The sequence below is a fragment of the Streptomyces sp. MP131-18 genome (genome assembly GCF_001984575.1).
Classification (GTDB): Bacteria; Actinomycetota; Actinomycetes; order Streptomycetales; family Streptomycetaceae; genus Streptomyces; species Streptomyces johnsoniae.
In genome coordinates this window covers 1,361,196-1,376,212 of record NZ_LZNS01000001.1, presented here as the reverse complement: position 1 = coordinate 1,376,212, position 15,017 = coordinate 1,361,196, and the positions used below count along the sequence as shown (strand labels likewise).

14 protein-coding genes and 1 pseudogene are annotated in these 15,017 nt (G+C 71.8%); 11 read left to right on the top strand and 4 right to left on the bottom strand.

Annotated elements, in window-relative coordinates; genetic code table 11:
* A partial coding sequence (locus tag STBA_RS35530; protein ID WP_171987656.1) for a S8 family serine peptidase occupies nt 1-1,007 on the bottom strand: 1,007 nt, incomplete at its 3' end.
* A 424-nt stretch (nt 1,008-1,431) separates the two neighbouring features.
* A complete protein-coding gene (locus STBA_RS38680) occupies nt 1,432-1,683 on the bottom strand; it encodes a hypothetical protein (protein ID WP_077058246.1) in 252 nt (83 codons plus the stop codon).
* 432 nt (nt 1,684-2,115) lie between these two features.
* On the opposite strand from STBA_RS38680, the gene STBA_RS05985 reads away from it, so the two are divergent.
* Entirely contained in the window at nt 2,116-3,882 is a 1,767-nt protein-coding gene (locus tag STBA_RS05985; protein ID WP_077058245.1) for an ABC transporter ATP-binding protein, read from the top strand.
* Nucleotides 3,883-4,049: 167 nt separating this feature from the next.
* Nucleotides 4,050-4,208, top strand: coding sequence for a hypothetical protein (locus tag STBA_RS37630; protein WP_171987655.1), 159 nt, complete (start codon nt 4,050-4,052; stop codon nt 4,206-4,208).
* Between the two features lie 28 nt (nt 4,209-4,236).
* On the opposite strand, the gene STBA_RS05980 is transcribed toward STBA_RS37630, so the two are convergent.
* Together STBA_RS05980 and STBA_RS38675 are read right to left on the bottom strand one after the other, a co-directional pair.
* Nucleotides 4,237-5,280 carry a LacI family DNA-binding transcriptional regulator gene (locus STBA_RS05980; RefSeq protein WP_077058244.1) on the bottom strand — a complete coding sequence of 348 codons (1,044 nt, stop codon included), beginning with the start codon at nt 5,278-5,280 and terminating at the stop codon, nt 4,237-4,239.
* Nucleotides 5,281-5,837: 557 nt separating this feature from the next.
* Nucleotides 5,838-6,797: a winged helix-turn-helix transcriptional regulator gene (locus tag STBA_RS38675; RefSeq protein WP_253194558.1), complete on the bottom strand. Its 960-nt coding sequence runs from the start codon at nt 6,795-6,797 to the stop codon at nt 5,838-5,840.
* Between the two features lie 711 nt (nt 6,798-7,508).
* On the opposite strand from STBA_RS38675, the gene STBA_RS05965 reads away from it, so the two are divergent.
* From STBA_RS05965 to rfaE2, 9 genes and pseudogenes are all read left to right on the top strand, one after another.
* On the top strand, nt 7,509-7,874 hold the full coding sequence (locus tag STBA_RS05965; RefSeq protein WP_077058242.1) for a VOC family protein: 366 nt from the start codon (nt 7,509-7,511) through the stop codon (nt 7,872-7,874).
* A 70-nt stretch (nt 7,875-7,944) separates the two neighbouring features.
* Complete coding sequence (locus tag STBA_RS05960) at nt 7,945-8,547, top strand: hypothetical protein (RefSeq protein ID WP_077058241.1); 603 nt, start codon at nt 7,945-7,947, stop codon at nt 8,545-8,547.
* 7 nt (nt 8,548-8,554) lie between these two features.
* Nucleotides 8,555-9,607 (top strand): glycosyltransferase family 9 protein, encoded by a 1,053-nt coding sequence (locus STBA_RS05955; protein WP_077058240.1) that lies wholly within the window; start codon nt 8,555-8,557, stop codon nt 9,605-9,607.
* Entirely contained in the window at nt 9,594-10,454 is an 861-nt protein-coding gene (locus STBA_RS05950; protein ID WP_171987654.1) for a sugar phosphate isomerase/epimerase family protein, read from the top strand. The genes STBA_RS05955 and STBA_RS05950 overlap by 14 nt, the downstream gene beginning before the upstream one ends.
* Nucleotides 10,454-11,359 (top strand): hypothetical protein, encoded by a 906-nt coding sequence (locus STBA_RS05945; RefSeq protein ID WP_077058238.1) that lies wholly within the window; start codon nt 10,454-10,456, stop codon nt 11,357-11,359. Before STBA_RS05950 ends, STBA_RS05945 begins: the two co-directional genes overlap by 1 nt.
* Before the next feature lie 105 nt (nt 11,360-11,464).
* Nucleotides 11,465-12,463: a hypothetical protein gene (locus STBA_RS05940; RefSeq protein ID WP_077058237.1), complete on the top strand. Its 999-nt coding sequence runs from the start codon at nt 11,465-11,467 to the stop codon at nt 12,461-12,463.
* The gene (locus STBA_RS05935) at nt 12,460-12,948 is read left to right on the top strand and encodes a flavin reductase family protein (RefSeq protein WP_077058236.1); all 489 of its coding nucleotides are present in this window, start codon (nt 12,460-12,462) and stop codon (nt 12,946-12,948) included. The genes STBA_RS05940 and STBA_RS05935 overlap by 4 nt, the downstream gene beginning before the upstream one ends.
* Before the next feature lie 80 nt (nt 12,949-13,028).
* Nucleotides 13,029-13,481: pseudogene (locus STBA_RS38670) on the top strand (SIS domain-containing protein); the annotation flags it as partial.
* Nucleotides 13,467-14,951 carry a D-glycero-beta-D-manno-heptose 1-phosphate adenylyltransferase gene (rfaE2, locus tag STBA_RS05930; RefSeq protein WP_366510920.1) on the top strand — a complete coding sequence of 495 codons (1,485 nt, stop codon included), beginning with the start codon at nt 13,467-13,469 and terminating at the stop codon, nt 14,949-14,951. The pseudogene STBA_RS38670 and the gene rfaE2, both read left to right, overlap by 15 nt.
* The last annotated feature ends 66 nt before the right edge of the window (nt 14,952-15,017 follow it).

The window sequence follows — 15,017 nt, the reverse complement described above, 5'->3', positions numbered from 1 at the left end:
TCCAGGAGGTCGACTCCCGGTGTGTCCTCGCTGCCCAGGCTCATGTTGACGATGTCGGCGCCCTGCTCGACCGCCCACTCCATCCCGGCGATGATGCCCGAGTCGGCGCCGCTGCCGAAGTCGTCGAGCACCTTCCCGTTGAGCAGCGTGGCCCCGGGGGCCACGCCCGTGTAGTCGCCCGTGGTGCCGGCCGTGATGGACGCCACGTGCGTGCCGTGGCCGTAACGGTCCTCGGTGCCGGGGGAGTCGGAGAAGTTGGCCGCGGCGGCGACCTTGCCGCCGTCCAGGTCCGGGTGCGTGACGTCGATCCCGGTGTCCAGGACCGCGACCGTCACCCCCGTGCCGTCGAGGCCGGTCTCCCAGGCCGCGGGCACGCCGATCTGGGGCACGCTGCGGTCCAGGCTCGCCGTCCTGACCCCGTCAAGCGCGATGTGGGCCACGCCGGAGGACAGCGTCCGCGGGCCGGTGAGCGCCTCCCAGGCGGTGGCTGTCTCGTCCGGCGCGACCGTCCACGCCTCGGCGTCGATGCTGTCCAGCTCGGCGCGCACCTCGGGCCCGCCGTCCGCGAACAGCCGGGCCGGCCGGTCGCCCGCGTACCGGACGATGACCGGCAGGCCCCCGTCCGCCAGCCGGCCGTACTCGGGCCTGCTCAGCTCCGCGACGTCGAACAGCCGCTGGTCGACGAGCCCTTCGCCGATGAGCCGGCGGGCATCCGCGGGGATCACGAACGTGCCCTCGGGTCCCTCGGCCACCGAGACCGGTATGTCCTCGCGGCCGGGGCCCGGCCGGACGCCGGTCACGCCGCCCGCGGCGTCGAGCCGCACCCGGTCGCCGGTGAGCAGCGTGATCTCGCGCGCCACCCCGCCCGGCGTGGCCCGGGCCTCCTCGGCGCCCGCCCCCGGGGCGAGCAGCAGGCCGCCCGCCACGGCCAGGGCGACGGCGGTCGCGGCGGCGGATCTCCTGCGTCTCCTGCGCGCCCGCTGCGCGCTCGGGTCACTGTGGTGCATGGGCACTGTGCTCCTTCACGTGTCCGAAGTCCTGCACGAAAGGACACTAGAAGGCCATTCCGGCCTTGTGTGCGCGGGCAAACAAGTCGTGGTTGCGTTGCCCGGTATCCGGCCAACTCCTCCGGCCGCCCACGGCCGTGCGACACCGAGCCCCCGGGGTCCGCGCCGCTCCGGGCACGTTGCCGGGGCGGCACGGCGAGCGGCGGATCTGGCGCGAAACCGACGTTGCTTTGCGCCCGTTCCCCGGACCGCGCTCAGGCGGTCGGCGCACCTTCCTCCGCCTGCGGAGCGGATTGCGCGGACCCCGCCGGCCCGGTCGGCTCCCCCGCCGCCGCGGCGGGGGCCTCGGCCTCGGCAGGGGTACCGGAACCGGCCGTCGTGGCGCGGCGGCGGGCCCGGACCCGGATGGCCACGAAGCGGCCGATCAGCACGAGCGCGAGCACCAGGCCCGGGCGGTGAACACGATGGCGTACTGCTCGTCCGTCTGCCAGTTGTCACCCGCCTGGTACCCGGTGAACAGCAGGGTCGCGTTCCACGCCAGGCTGCCGAGCGCGGTGTAACCGACGAACAGCGGCATCGACATGCGCTCGATTCCGGCCGGCAGCCAGACGAACGTTCTGACGATGGGCACCAGCCGGCCGAAGAGGTCGCCTTCGTCCCGTAGCGCGCGAACCACTCCTCCGCGCGGTCCAGGTCCCGCTCCTCCACCAGCGGGATGCGCCCGAAGATCGCCCGCGACCGCCGGCGGCCGAGCAGGCGGCCGAAGCAGCAGTGCGCGACCGCGCCGAGTACCGAGCCCAGCGCGGTCCAGAAGACGAGGGCGAAGTAGTTCGGCCCGTCGTAACGCGAGGTGAGGCCGCCGAGCAGCAGGACGATTTCGCTGGGCACCACCGGGGCCAGGTTCTCAAGACCGGTGGCGATGCCGGCGCCCGGGGCACCGAGGGCGTCCATGTCCCCTGAAGCGGGGCTAAGAGATCTGACACGTCGGCAGGTTGCCGTGGCGCCTTTGAGTGGTGGTCCGGTGGGGGAGAAGCAGCAGGGGCCGGCAGTCGTCGGACTTGCCGGACACGCCCAATCCGTACTGTGTGTCATGAGAAAGGTTTCTGCCGTGGCGTCGTCGGAAGGTCCGCTGGACCACCGCTACCGGGGCGAACATCCCGTCCGAACCCTCGCCTACCTCTTCCGCGCGGACCGCTGGCGGCTCGCCGCCGCGTTCGGTGTCTTCACGGTGAAGCACAGCCCCGTCTGGCTGCTGCCGCTGGTCACCGCCGCCATCGTCGACACGGTGGTGCTGCACCTGCCGCTCACGCGGCTGTGGAGCAGTGCGGGGCTCATCATGATCATCCTGGCCGCCAACACCCCGCTGCACCTGCTGTGGGTGCGCCTGATGTACGGCAGCGTCCGCCGCACCGGCACCGCGCTGCGCTCGGCGCTGTGCACGCGCATGCAGCAGCTGTCCATCGGTTACCACTCGCGGGTCAGCGCCGGCGTGCTGCAGACCAAAGTGGTGCGCGATGTGGAGACCGTCGAGCAAATGGTGCAGCAGACCTCGGAAACGGGGCTCGGCGCGCTCACGGTGCTCGTCGGCGGCCTGATCATCATCGGGGTGCGGACGCCGCAGTTCCTGCCCGTCTTCCTGCTCGTGGTGCCGGTCGCCGCACTGCTGGTGTTCCGGCTGCGCAGCCGGCTCCGGGCGCACAACGAGCACTTCAGACAGGAGGTGGAGCACCTCTCCTCGCGGGTGAGCGAGATGACGCGGCTGATCTCCATCACCCGCGCCCACGGCCTCGAGCGCGACGCCCTGCGCAAGATGGACGGCACGCTGCGCCGCGTGCTGCATTCCGGGCAGCGTCTCGACCTCCTCAACGGCCGCTTCGCGTCCCTGGCCTGGGTCTTCCTGAACGCGCTCGGCATCGGCTTCCTCACCGTGGCCGCGCTGATCGCCTACTACGAGGTGTGGCCGATCACGGCGGGCGACGTCGTAATGCTCAGCGCGTTCCTGACGACGCTGACCAACTCCACCACCACGCTGATGGGCCTCACCCCCGTCATCACCAAGGGCCTCGAATCCGTGCGGTCCATCGGCGAGGTGCTCCAGGCGCCGGAGCTGGAGCACAACGCGGGCAAGGCCGAGGTCGCGGAGGTGGCGGGCGCCGTGGAGTTCCACGAGGTCGGCCACGCCTACGAGGGGGCGAAAGCCCCAGCGGTACGGGACTTCACCCTCTCCGTGCGGCCCGGCGAGACGGTCGCCCTGGTCGGCGCGTCCGGCGCGGGCAAGTCGACCGTGCTCAACCTCGTGATCGGCTTCATCCGCCCCACCACCGGCCGCCTGCTGCTCGACGGCACCGACATGACCACCCTGGACCTGCGCACTTACCGGCACTTCGTGTCGGTCGTGCCGCAGGAGTCGATCCTCTTCGAGGGCACCGTCCGGGAGAACGTCGCCTACGGCATGGAAGCCGCGGACGAGGAGACCGTGCGGCAGGCGCTGCGCGACGCCAACGCGCTGGAGTTCGTCGAACGACTCCCGCACGGACTCGACACGGTCGTCGGGGACAACGGCGCGCGCCTGTCCGGCGGGCAGCGGCAGCGGCTCGCCATCGCGCGGGCCCTGATACGCAACCCCCGCGTCCTCATCCTCGACGAGGCCACCTCCGCGCTCGACACCCGCTCCGAGGCGATGGTGCAGCAGGCGCTCAACCGGCTCGTCGACGGCCGCACCACCTTCGTCGTCGCCCACCGGCTGTCCACCATCCGCAACGCCGACCGCATCGTCGTCATGCAGGACGGGCAGATCCAGGAGATCGGCTCGCACGAGGAGCTGCTGCGCCGCGGCGGCGCGTACACCACTCTCCAGAGCGCTCAACTCACCTGAGTCCGCGTGACCGTTGCCCCCGATGGCGTGGGCGACGGCCCGGCGACGGCGCCGGCAGGTCACGGCGAGGTCACGAATCACGCACGGGGGGCGCTCCCGGCGGCCGGTGGGGACATCATCGCCTTCCACCCCCACGAAACCGTCCGTATCCGCCGGAGGGGGACGACTTGACGATCAGCCCGGAGCGGCAGTACGCCGCGCCCCGATGGAAGCCCGCCGCACCGCCGCGCCCCAGGCGCACGACGCGGCTGAGAGCGGCATGGACGCACGCGGCGTTCGGCCTGGTGCGCCTGCTCGCCGGCCGGACGGCGGGCCGGGACGGCTGACCGGCCGCACCGTTCGCCGGTGCAACGATCAGGCCCCGCCCCGCCCCGCCGTGCTCTCGCGGACGGCCAGCGTGTACGGGACGACCCGTTCGTCCGGGGGCGGCACGGGGGCGTCCCGCGTGCGGTCGGCGGCCTCGGCGATGCGCCGGAGCAGCAGCTCCACGGCGACCCGTGCCACCGCCTTCTTGTCGGGTGCGACGGTGGTCAGCGTGGGCACGCTGAACCGGCCGCCCTCCACGTCGTCGAAGCCGACGACCGCGATGTCCTCCGGCACCCGCAGGCCGCGTTCGTGCAGGGCCCTGATCGCGCCAAGCGCCATCTGGTCGTTCAGGCACAGCAGCGCGTCCGGGCGCGGTCCGGCGTCGAGGGCCCGGACGACGGCGGCGGCGCCGTGCGGCATGCGGAACTGCCGCACCGGCATCACGGCCGCCGGGTCGTAGGGCAGCCCCGCCGCGTCGAGGGCCCTGCGGTAGCCGAGTGTTCTGGCCTCCGCGGTGCCCGGCGGCGGGCGGTCCCGGCCGCCGATGACGACGATGCGGCGGCGCCCGAGCGCGATGAGGTGCTCGGTGGCGTCCTGGGCGGCGCGGACATTGTCGATCGCGACGTGGTCGGCACAACCCGGCTCGATGGCCTCGCCGAGCAGTACGGCCGGCAGCGTGCGTCCGCGGTCGCGCAGGTCGTCGGTGGTGAGGGCGAGCGGGCTGAGGATCACGCCGTCGGCGAAGTCGGAGTCGAAGCCGCGCAGCGCGGACAGCTCGTGCTGCCGGTCGGCCCTGGTCTGGTGCAGCAGAACGGTCAGCCCGTTGCGTTCGGCCTCGCTGATGATCCCGTTGGCCAGGTCGGCGAAGTAGGGAAAGTCCAGCTCGGGCAGGACCAGCGCGATGATGCCGGTCCGCCCGCGCCGCAGGTGGCGGCCGGCGAGATTGACGCGGTAGCCCAGCTCCTCTATCGCTTTGCGTACCGCAATCCGGGTCCGCTCGGAGACGTGCTCGTAGTCGTTGATCACGTTGGAGACGGTCTTCTCCGAGACACCCGCGCGCTGCGCCACGTCCTTGATCCTGGGCCTGGCCACCCACCCACCTCCTGAGCCGGCTCACGATCGTACGCGCCCCGCGCCGTTCGGCCGACCGAAGAACACCCGAACCGGCCGAACGCCGCACGGCGTCCCGCGCACCGCTGTACGCCTCGACTGCCGGGCGCTCGGCGGCCGCGGCGCCGTCGGAGGCGCCGTCGGTGGCGGTGGCGGGCCGGGCGGGGGCGAGCAGCGCCGCGAGGGCCGCGCCCGCGAGTGCGGTGACGCCGATCCGTCGGGGTGGGGCAGATCGTCTGGACAGGCTTCCGTTCGCAGATGCCGTGCGCGCCCCGTGGGGTCGGGCACGCGCCGGCTCCCACCCTCAAGTGGTGCCATGGTCATGACAATTACGGGGCTGGTGGACGTCCCGACCGGCGCACGGCGCCCCCCGCATGGCCGAGGCGCGTCCCCCGGGCGGCCGGTCCTGCGCCCGTCCGCGGCGGGGTATCGGTCAAGTCCGCCCGAACAGGAGAACGTTCCGTCCGTCTCGCCGCCGGTCGCCGGGGCGGGCGCGAGGAATCACCGGATGACGGTGGTCATGAGCTGTGTGATGTCACTCAATCACGGCCAGCCATAAGAAAGCCTGCCTGCAGGCGGCTTTCCGCGCCGACCTGTTCGACCAACTCGGCGATGTGCCTGCGGCACGTCCGTACCGATATCCCGACCCGACGGGCGATGACGCCGTCGCGAGCACCCTGGACGAGCAGGCGGAGTATGCGGCGCTTGACCTCGTCATTGGTCAGCGCCTCGGCGTCGAGCTCGGCCTCCTTCTCCAGCGACGACGCCTCCGGCCAGTGCTGTTCGAAGGCGTCCCGGAGCATGTCCAGCACCGTGGTCTGCCGGACCACGACCGCGCTGCCCGCCTGGCCACCCGCGGCAGGGATGAACGCGGCATGCCCGTCGAGGATCACCAGGGAGCCCGCCACCTGGGGGACGACGCGCACCAGTGCTCCGGCACGGGCAGCGGTCGACGCGCAGCGCCACGCCGCCGAGTCGTCGTCCAGCACCTCGGCCGCGCACACCGCCCGCACTCGGACACCGCGTTCGGACAGTGACGCGGTTTCCGCCAGCACTTGGTTGAGCAGACCGCCGAATCCGTCCGTCCCGGCGTGCAGCAGCAGCACCTTTCGTACGTTGCCCTCGGCGATCTCGCTGACCAGCAGATTGATCCCGACGCCTTCCGGGATCATGCCGATGGTGTCGCTCCCGTGCCGCATGTGCTGCTCGCGGTGCCGCCGGTACATGGACATCAGCCTGTGCAAATCGTCGTTCAGTCGCTCCGCCTCATCACGGAACTCCATGATCTGCTTCTCCAGCGGGCCCACAATGTTCGCCGCTACGGCATCCGGCCTGCCTGCGACCAGCCTTCCCTTGGCATCCCTGTGCAGAAGCCGTAAGCGCAGAAGCCGTTCCAGACATTCGTTGAAGGATGGAACGCTCAGTCCCAGCTGCTCGGGAACGGCATCGACTTCGGTGCGCCCCCGGTTGAGAATACACCGATAGACGGCCCAGCTCATGTCGTCCAGAATGGAAGTGGCGTGTGGATCGCTCTGTCCTCGTCCCGCCTCCAGCACAACACCACCTACTTCCGCTTGGAAAGACAATGCGGCGCCCGGTTTCTGTCTACTGGCGCTAATCGTTACCCGCGGGACTGGTTGCCAATCCTGGCATCTCCCTTCCGTCTGAATCTCGACGCACGTGGGACGAGGTTCTGGACATTGCTCAAGGCGTCGGTGTGGGCGGTGGGTGACGTGATGCCGCGGGGAGCCGGGTGGGTGGTGATGCGGCGTGCGACCCCGCGCCGGCACGGCGGCCCGCGCCGCGACCGGCCATCGGCTCCTCCGCCGCGACGGATGCGGTGAAACGGTTGGCTCCGGACGATGTGCGGACGGGGGTGCCGTGGGTCGTGTCTCCCGACCGTCGTCCGGGCCGCGTCCGGCGGTCGTCATGTTGAGGCAGTGCAGCATGGTGACGGTGCCCCGCCCTGGACGCGCATATCACGACTCATCAAGATTGCCCCTAGGGCCTGTCCGGTGGATCTTCGTGGAGCAGTGAGCGACGTCCGGTGCGTGCGATCGCAAGGCGCCGGATCGTAGCTCGTATTTGGCCGTACTCGCGCGATTCGGCAACGCGGCGAGCGTGCGTGCCGGGCGTCGCGCGCCCACGAAGATCCACCGGACAGGGCCTGGTCGCAACGAAGCCATCCAAGGGGGAATCCCGTGGCAGGAGTGCGTCTCGACCACCTTCGGGTCGATGTCGAAGACATCGACCGGGCCGAACGGTTCTACTCGGAGGCATTGGGATTGCAGCGGATCGTCCGGTATGAAACCGAAAAGGGGGTCATCCTGCAGTTGGGGCCCGACGGAGCACCACCCGGAGTCGAGCTGTGGTTCGAGCACGGACTCGAGCCCCGCCCGAGCGCGACCGAACACTTGGCGTTCGCCGTCGACGACGTCTGCGGCCTGCTGGAACGTGTCCGCGCTCTCGGCTACGAGGTGGTGAGGGAACCGTGGCGGATCGGTGACGAGACCGTCGCCTTCGTCCGCGACCCCGACGGGCATCTCGTGGAGTTCAACGATTTCGCCGGCCGGTGACTCGATCAACCGCGGTTTCACGCGCGAATCCGTCCGGGCACGGCTCGTACGCATCGTCAGGAGATGATCAGTGATACTGGCCAGTACCGTCCTGGAAACGGCACACGGCACCTTCGATGTCGCCACGCACGGCGCGGAGGGCCCGGAGCGGTGCCTCTCCATCTCTCAGGGTGAGCTCGGAGAGCACGGTACAGCTGTCCGCATTCACTCGTCGTGCGTCTTCGGCGAGGCATTGCTCGCCTGCGACTGTGACTGCGGACCGCAATTGGCCACTGCCCTCAACGAGATCAACAGACGCGGCGTGGGTCTCGTGGTCTACCTGTATCAGGAGGGACGCGGAGCCGGGCTGGACCTCAAGATCCGTGGAATGGAGCGACAGCGCCTGGAGGGCGTCAATTCCTACCAGGCGTATTCCTCGCTCGGTCTGCCGCGCGACCTGCGCGACTACTCACTGGCCGCGGTGGCAATGCGGGATCTCAAGGTGTCCAAGAACGTCACGCTGCTGTCGAACAATCCCACCAAGCGCGAGGCGATGGAGAAACTCGGGTACCGCATAGTCGAGCAGGTCGCGATGTCCTACCAGGTGAACCGGCGGGCCTACAGCTATTTGCTGATGAAGCAGAGCGAGGGCATGCACACCCTCGATCTCGGCAAGATCGATTTTGTCGACTGAGCCCGCGGTGGGCCGCCTGTATCTCGTCGACTTCACCGGCTTGGGCAGCGCCTGTCTGGCGGTGCCGGTGCTGCGCGGCATGGAGGAAGCGAACCCGGGGGTCCGCTATACCTACCCGGAGAACGCCTTGCTGCGCGACCCCGAACTGCTGGGCGCCGCCGGCCTGCGTGGCCTGGTCGGCCTGGCGCCGTCGCGGTGGCGGCGGTTCGACCGCTCGGACTGGACGGACATCGCAGCGTTCATCGAACGACACCGGTTGGACACGGTGGTGAACTTCCGCAATCCCGACCTCGCCGTCGACGGGCGGTACGCGGAGTTCCGCGACTGGTGCGGGCGGAGCGGACTCCGGCTGCGCTGGCACGATCTGTACGACGTGGATGATGTGGGCCCGCTGCATGTCCGCGAGCGCATGGCGACGGTGCTCGCCGCCGGCGGCCTCACGGTCGGGCCCGCGCACGACGAGTGGCTGCGCGCACCGGAACCGCCCCCTCCCGGACGCCGCGGCGAGCGGCTCGTCGGTCTGTTCAGCGGTGCCAGCTCGACTGCCAAGCGCTGGCCGACCGACCGGTGGCTGTGCCTGGTCCGCGAACTGGCGGCGGACGACGTGACGTTCGTGGTGCTGAGCGGCTCCGGCGGTGACGAGTTCGATCTCACCCTCGAACTGGCCGAGCAACTGGGAGAGGTGGTCCCGCGGCACCGCCTGGTCCTCGCCCCGGCGGGAAGCGTGCGCGAGCTCGTGGCGCGGCTGAACACGCTGTCCGTTCTCGTGGCCAACGACACCGGCGTCGGCCACGTCGCCGCGGCGTGCGGCACCCCGGTGGTGTCCGTTTTCCTGTCGACCGACGCACGCGTGTGGCGGCCCCGGTCCCGTACCGCCGTGGCCGTGCAGAGTGCAGTGGGCGCGCGCTGCCCGAACCAGCGCCCGCTCCAGGGCAACTGCACCCGTCACTACGACACCTGCGACGCGCCGTGCCACCTGGACCTGCCCCCGGAAGTGATCGCGAAAGCCGTGCGGAATGCCCTTGCCGCGCAACGAGGGAGTATCCATGCCACTTCGTGAACTGACTGTCGCCGCACCGGAATTCGTCGGAACGGAACCACTCGTGGACTCACTCGACCGGCTGACGGTGCTGCGGGACCTCGGCGTGTCCGCGCTGGAGCTGTGGTCGCCGTGGCAGGTGACCGAGGACGACGCGGCCGAGGTGGGCGCGGCGCTGCAGGCCGCCGGCTTGCGGGTGGCCTGTGTGTCCTCGCCCAGTTATCTGCACGGGGAGGAGACCGGCAGCGGGCGCCGGCTCGTCGAGTCGAGCATCCGGATCGCACGGGAGCTGGGCGCGGATCGCGTCAACACCTACTTCGGTCATGGCGGCGACGGCGACGACCGCCACGCCGCTCGCACCTACGCCGGATTGGTTGCCCCGCTGCTCGACCGAGCGGCGGAAGCGGGTGTGCGGGTCGTGCTGGAGAACGAGTTCGACGGCTTCGGGCACGACCCCGAGCACTACGACATCTCCCGGCGGGCCGAGTCACTGCGGTACCTGGTCGAGGTCGTCGACCACCCCGCGTTCGGGCTCACCTTCGACGCAGCGAACTTCGTCTGCGCGGGCGAGGAGGCAGCGAAGGCGGCCGCGCTGCTCGCGCCGCACGTGGGGTACGTGCATGTCAAGGACGTCATCAGGGTCGCGCCCGGACACGACGGCGCGGCGGCGGGCTGGAACACCTACACCGACGGCGACCACACCTACCAGACCGTCGAGCTCGGCACCGGCGAGGTGCCGTGGGACGCCGTGCTCGACCGGCTGGAGGCAGCGGGCTACGACGGACCGTTCACGCTGGAGCCGCACTGCCAACCCGGACTGCTCGCCGATCAGCTCGCCGTGTCCGTGGCCTACCTCACCAACCAGTGATGACCGGGACGGCAACCGGCGCGGGCATCGCCGACACCGCCGCGGTGACCTACTTCCGCCTGCGCCGCGAACTGGTGTCGCCGGGGTGCGAGCGGCTGGTGGTGCCCGCGGACGCGGGAACGCCGTTCTGGGCCTGGTACGCGGAGTGGCAGCGGGGCGGCGCGGTCCGCGTCGAGGCCGGCCCGCCCGCGGGCCTGGCGTTCCCGGAACCCACCGGGGAGGTCGCGCAGTGGTGCTCGGGCGGTCTCGCCTCGGCCTACACCGACCTGCTGGTGAGCCACCTGTCGCCCACGCCGCTGAGCTACCGCAGCTTCGCGGCCGAGGTCGAGCCGCACCGCGCCGGCGCACCACTGCTGTTCACCCTCGCCGTATTGTCGGCGCACCGCGGCGCGGCGTGTTCCTACGCCGGTATCGCCCGGCGCGCCGCCCTGGCCGCGCCCGCTGGACCGTCCGGCCCGGCGGACATCGACGCGGACCTGGAGTTCCTCGCGCGGTGGAACGAGTTCCACCCGGCGCTGCGGCTGCGCACGGTGTGCGGCGAGCTCACCCGCGAACGGATGCTGGCCTCGCTGCCACCGGGCGCCGAGCACCGGCTGGAGGGCTGCCGTCGCACCGCCGCCGCGCCGTGGTGCGGCGACTGCGCGATGTGCTTCGACACGTTCTACGCCGCCAAAGCGGTGGGACGACCGCTGGGATTCCGGCTGTCCCGGCGGATCTTCGAGGAGCGCTACACCCGCGACTACCGCACCTGGCTGAATACCGAGTTCCGCGGCGTCCAGGACGGCGGGCTGCAACTCCTGGCGAGATTGCAGATCACCCACGGTCTCCAGGTCGACCCGAGCACGGACATCGACCACAGGCAGGAAAAGCCGGCCGGCACTCACCACGAGGAGCAGCAGACATGACCGCTCAGTCCGTTCCCACCAGCAGGGCCACCGACGTCGACCGCCGCGCGGGCACGCCCTGACGCGCCGATCCCGCCGTACTCGGGGAGCTGTCCGGGAGGACCAGTGGACCGTACCTACGAAGAGGAAATCGCCACACTCGGCGCCACCTGGCGCGCCTGGCAGCGCTGGCGGGGCGAGGCGGGACCCGGCGCGGTGACCGGGCTGGGCGGCCCGGCCGCGTTCGTCGCCTCGGGCGGCTCGCTCGCGGTGGCGCACCTGGCCGCCGCGGTCTACGAACGCCGATACCGGCAGCCGGCAGCCGTGCTCACGCCGGTGGAGTTCGCCCTGTCGCCGGTGGAGTTCGGCACCGTTGTGGTGATCTCCGACAGCATGAGTCATCCCGACGCCCGGCTGGCGGCCGACCACGCCGCGGCCGGCCGGGCCTGCGCCGTGGTGCTGTCGAATCGCCCCGCCGAGGAGCTGCGGGACCGTCTCGGAGACCGGTTGGCGATCGTGTCCGCGCCCCGGCCGGGGCGCGACGGGTGGATCGCGACGAACTCGGTGCTCAGCCTGAGCCTCGGCGCGCTGACCCTGCTGGGAGCCGACGAGGGCGCGCCGGACCCGGACGAGGTGGTGGCGCGCTGGGTCGTGGGCGGACTCCTGCGGGCGGACGCCGACCTCACCCGGCCGCGCCTGCTCTGCCTCCACACACCCGGCCTGCGCAATGTGGCGGTGGACCTGGAGACCCGGGCCATGGAGGCGGGACTCGGGGTGGTCACCATCAGCGATCTGCGCAACCTCGGTCACGGCAGACACGTCGGCCTCTATCGCAACGCCGGGTCGACGAGTGTGCTGGTGCTGGCAGAGCGGCGCTGGGCGCCACTGGTGGAGGGCACGGTCGACTCGCTCCCTCCGGGGGTCGAGGCCACGGTGTGGCAGGCCGGGTGCGACGACGTCTGGGCGCCGGTGGAACTGCTGGTGCCCAGCGCCGCGTTCCTGGCCTCGCGGGCCGCGGAGGCCGGCGTCGACCCCGGCAACCCGGAGGTGTGGCCCGGCGGCAAGGCACTGTTCCGCACCCGGGTGGCCGATGTGGTCCCGGATGTGCTGGGGGAGCGGGGATGATCGGTGGCTCCCTCCTCGACACGCTGCTCACCAGCTGTGTGGTGGTCACCAGCCGGGACGGCGACGAGCCGCGCGGATGTCTCGTCGGCTCCGTCATGCCGGTCGGCTACGACGCGGGTGTGGTGGCGTTCGCGCTCACCGCGGGCTCCCGTACGGAGCGCGCGGTGGCGGGCAGCGGCGTCGCCGCGCTGCACGTGCTGGCCGCCGACGACCTGGCCACCGCGCGGGTGTTCGCCGCGGACGTGGACCGGTTCGGCACGGTGCCGTGGTCGCCGGGGGTACTGGGCGCACCGGTCCTCGGCGGGGTGGCGGGCGTGCTGGAGATGGCCGTCACCGCATCCTGCGCCGCGGGCGGCTGCCGCGTCTTCTGCGGTGAAGTGCGCCACGCCACCTCGACGGGCACACCGGGCCGCGTCCTGACTATCACCGAAATCCGCGAGCGGGGCGTCGAGTCCTCGCGCACCTCGATGGGAGAGGGCACATGAGCCACATGGAAACCGGCCCGCAGCACGTGGCCCGGCTCCGGCGCTCGCTGGTCGGCCTCGACCTGGCCTTACTTGAGAGCTGGGGAAGGTCGCTGGCGGACGTGCTGGGCGGTGGCGGGCGGCTGCTGGCCGCGGGCAACGGCGGATCGGCGGCGGAGGCACAGCACCTGACATCGGAGCTGGTGGGCAAGCTGCGCGACGAACGCGAGCCGCTGTCGGCCATCGCGCTGCACGCCGAGACGTCGAGCGTCACCGCCATCGGCAACGACTACGGATTCGACGAGGTGTTCGCCCGCCAGGTCCGGGCGCACGGCAGGCCCGGCGACGTGCTAATGCTGCTGTCCACCTCCGGGCGCAGCGAGAACCTGCTGTGCGCGGCACGGGCCGCCCGTGAGGCCGGGCTGACCGTATGGGGCCTGAGCGGGCCGGAACCCAACCCGCTGGCGGAGCTGTGCGACGAGACGCTGGCGGTGCAGGCGGAGGGCACGGCGACCATCCAGGAATGCCACCTGGTCGCCGTGCACGTGCTGTGCGCGGAGGTCGACGTGGCGCTCGGCGCGTCCAGCCGCGCGCCCGGGAAGCACGGGAACGCTCCGGCGCCCCTGGTGGTGGTGGGCGACGCGCTGCTCGACCACGACATCGTGGGCGTGGTGCGGCGGCTGTCGCCCGAGGCGCCGGTGCCGACGGTGGACAACGCACAGGCGCGGACGCGCCCCGGTGGCGCCGGCCTCGCGGCGCTGCTCGCCGCCCGTCAGGACCGGCCGGTCGTGCTGATCACGGCCCTGTCGGTGGATCAGGAGGGCGGCGAGCTGGCCGACTTGCTGCGCTCGCACGATGTGCACGTGATCGACCTCGGCGCCGACGGCACCACCCCGGTCAAGTCCCGGGTGCGGACGGAGGACCGCTCGCTGCTGATGCTCAGCCGCGCCTCCGACCGCAGGAGCCGGTCACGCCGCCGGCTGACCGGGGACGAGCGGGACCTGCTGCTCGGCGCCGCCGCGGTGCTCGTGTCCGACTACGGGAACGGTGTCACGTTCGACGAGTCCGTGCGTGAGGCGCTGACCGCTGCCGCCCCCCGGATACCGGTGGTGTGGGATCCGCACCCGCGCGGCGCCGAGCCGGTGTCCGGTGTCCGGCTGGTCATCCCGAACTCCCGGGAGGCCGCCCACTTCGCGGGCGGGACCGGCACGGGCCTGGTGGGCGACATCGACCGGGCCGGCACGCTGCTCGACCGGTGGCAGACGGGCGGCGTGGTGATCACCCGCGGCGGCAACGGGGCCGTGCTGCTGGAGTCACGCGACGGTGCCCCGCTGGTGGTGCCCGGCGTCCCGGTCGCCGCGGCCGACACCTGCGGCGCAGGCGACCGGTTCGCCGTCACGGTGGCCTCGCTCCTCGCCGACCGGGCGCTGCTCGCCGAGGCGGTGACCGCGGCCGTGGGGACCGCGACCGAGTTCGTGGCCGCGGGCGGAGCGTCCGCGCTGGTGGCCGACGCCGCGGCAGAGCCGGCGCGGCAGGGAGGGACGGAGCACGGCACGACGGGGAACGACCTGGCGGCCCTGCTGGCGCGGGTGCGGGGGCGGGGCGAGGAGGTGGTGGCTGCAGGCGGCTGCTTCGACCTGATCCACCCCGGCCACATCGCGCTGCTGGACCAGGCCCGCCGGCTCGGCGGATGCCTGGTGGTGTGCCTGAACGACGACGACTCGGTGCGCAGGCTGAAGGGCGAGACCCGGCCGGTGGTGCCGCAGCGGGACCGCGCCGCGGTGCTGGCCTCGCTCAGCTCGGTGGACGCGGTGGTGCTGTTCGGCGAGGACACGCCGGCGGAGGTTCTCAAGGCCATCAGGCCGGACATCTACGTCAAGGGCGGGGACTACCGCGTGGAGGACGTGGCCGAGGCCGCGCTGGTCGCCGAGTGGGGCGGCCGCACGGTGATCGTGCCCTACGTCGAGGGCCGTTCCACCACCGGCATGATCTCCCGCATCCACGACAGCGGGAGCCGGGTGTGAGCCGGCCGGCCACGCCGCGACACGGTTGCGCGACCGTATTCCATCAGCCGTCACGTCGAGCGGAAG

Bases quoted from the DNA above. Each gene is read 5' to 3' on its own strand.
- STBA_RS38675 (WP_253194558.1), bottom strand. From the start codon at position 6,797: ATGAGCTGGGCCGTCTATCGGTGTATTCTCAACCGGGGGCGCACCGAA.
- STBA_RS05935 (WP_077058236.1), top strand. From the start codon at position 12,460: ATGATCGGTGGCTCCCTCCTCGACACGCTGCTCACCAGCTGTGTGGTG.
- STBA_RS05950 (WP_171987654.1), top strand. From the start codon at position 9,594: ATGCCACTTCGTGAACTGACTGTCGCCGCACCGGAATTCGTCGGAACG.
- STBA_RS05945 (WP_077058238.1), top strand. From the start codon at position 10,454: ATGACCGGGACGGCAACCGGCGCGGGCATCGCCGACACCGCCGCGGTG.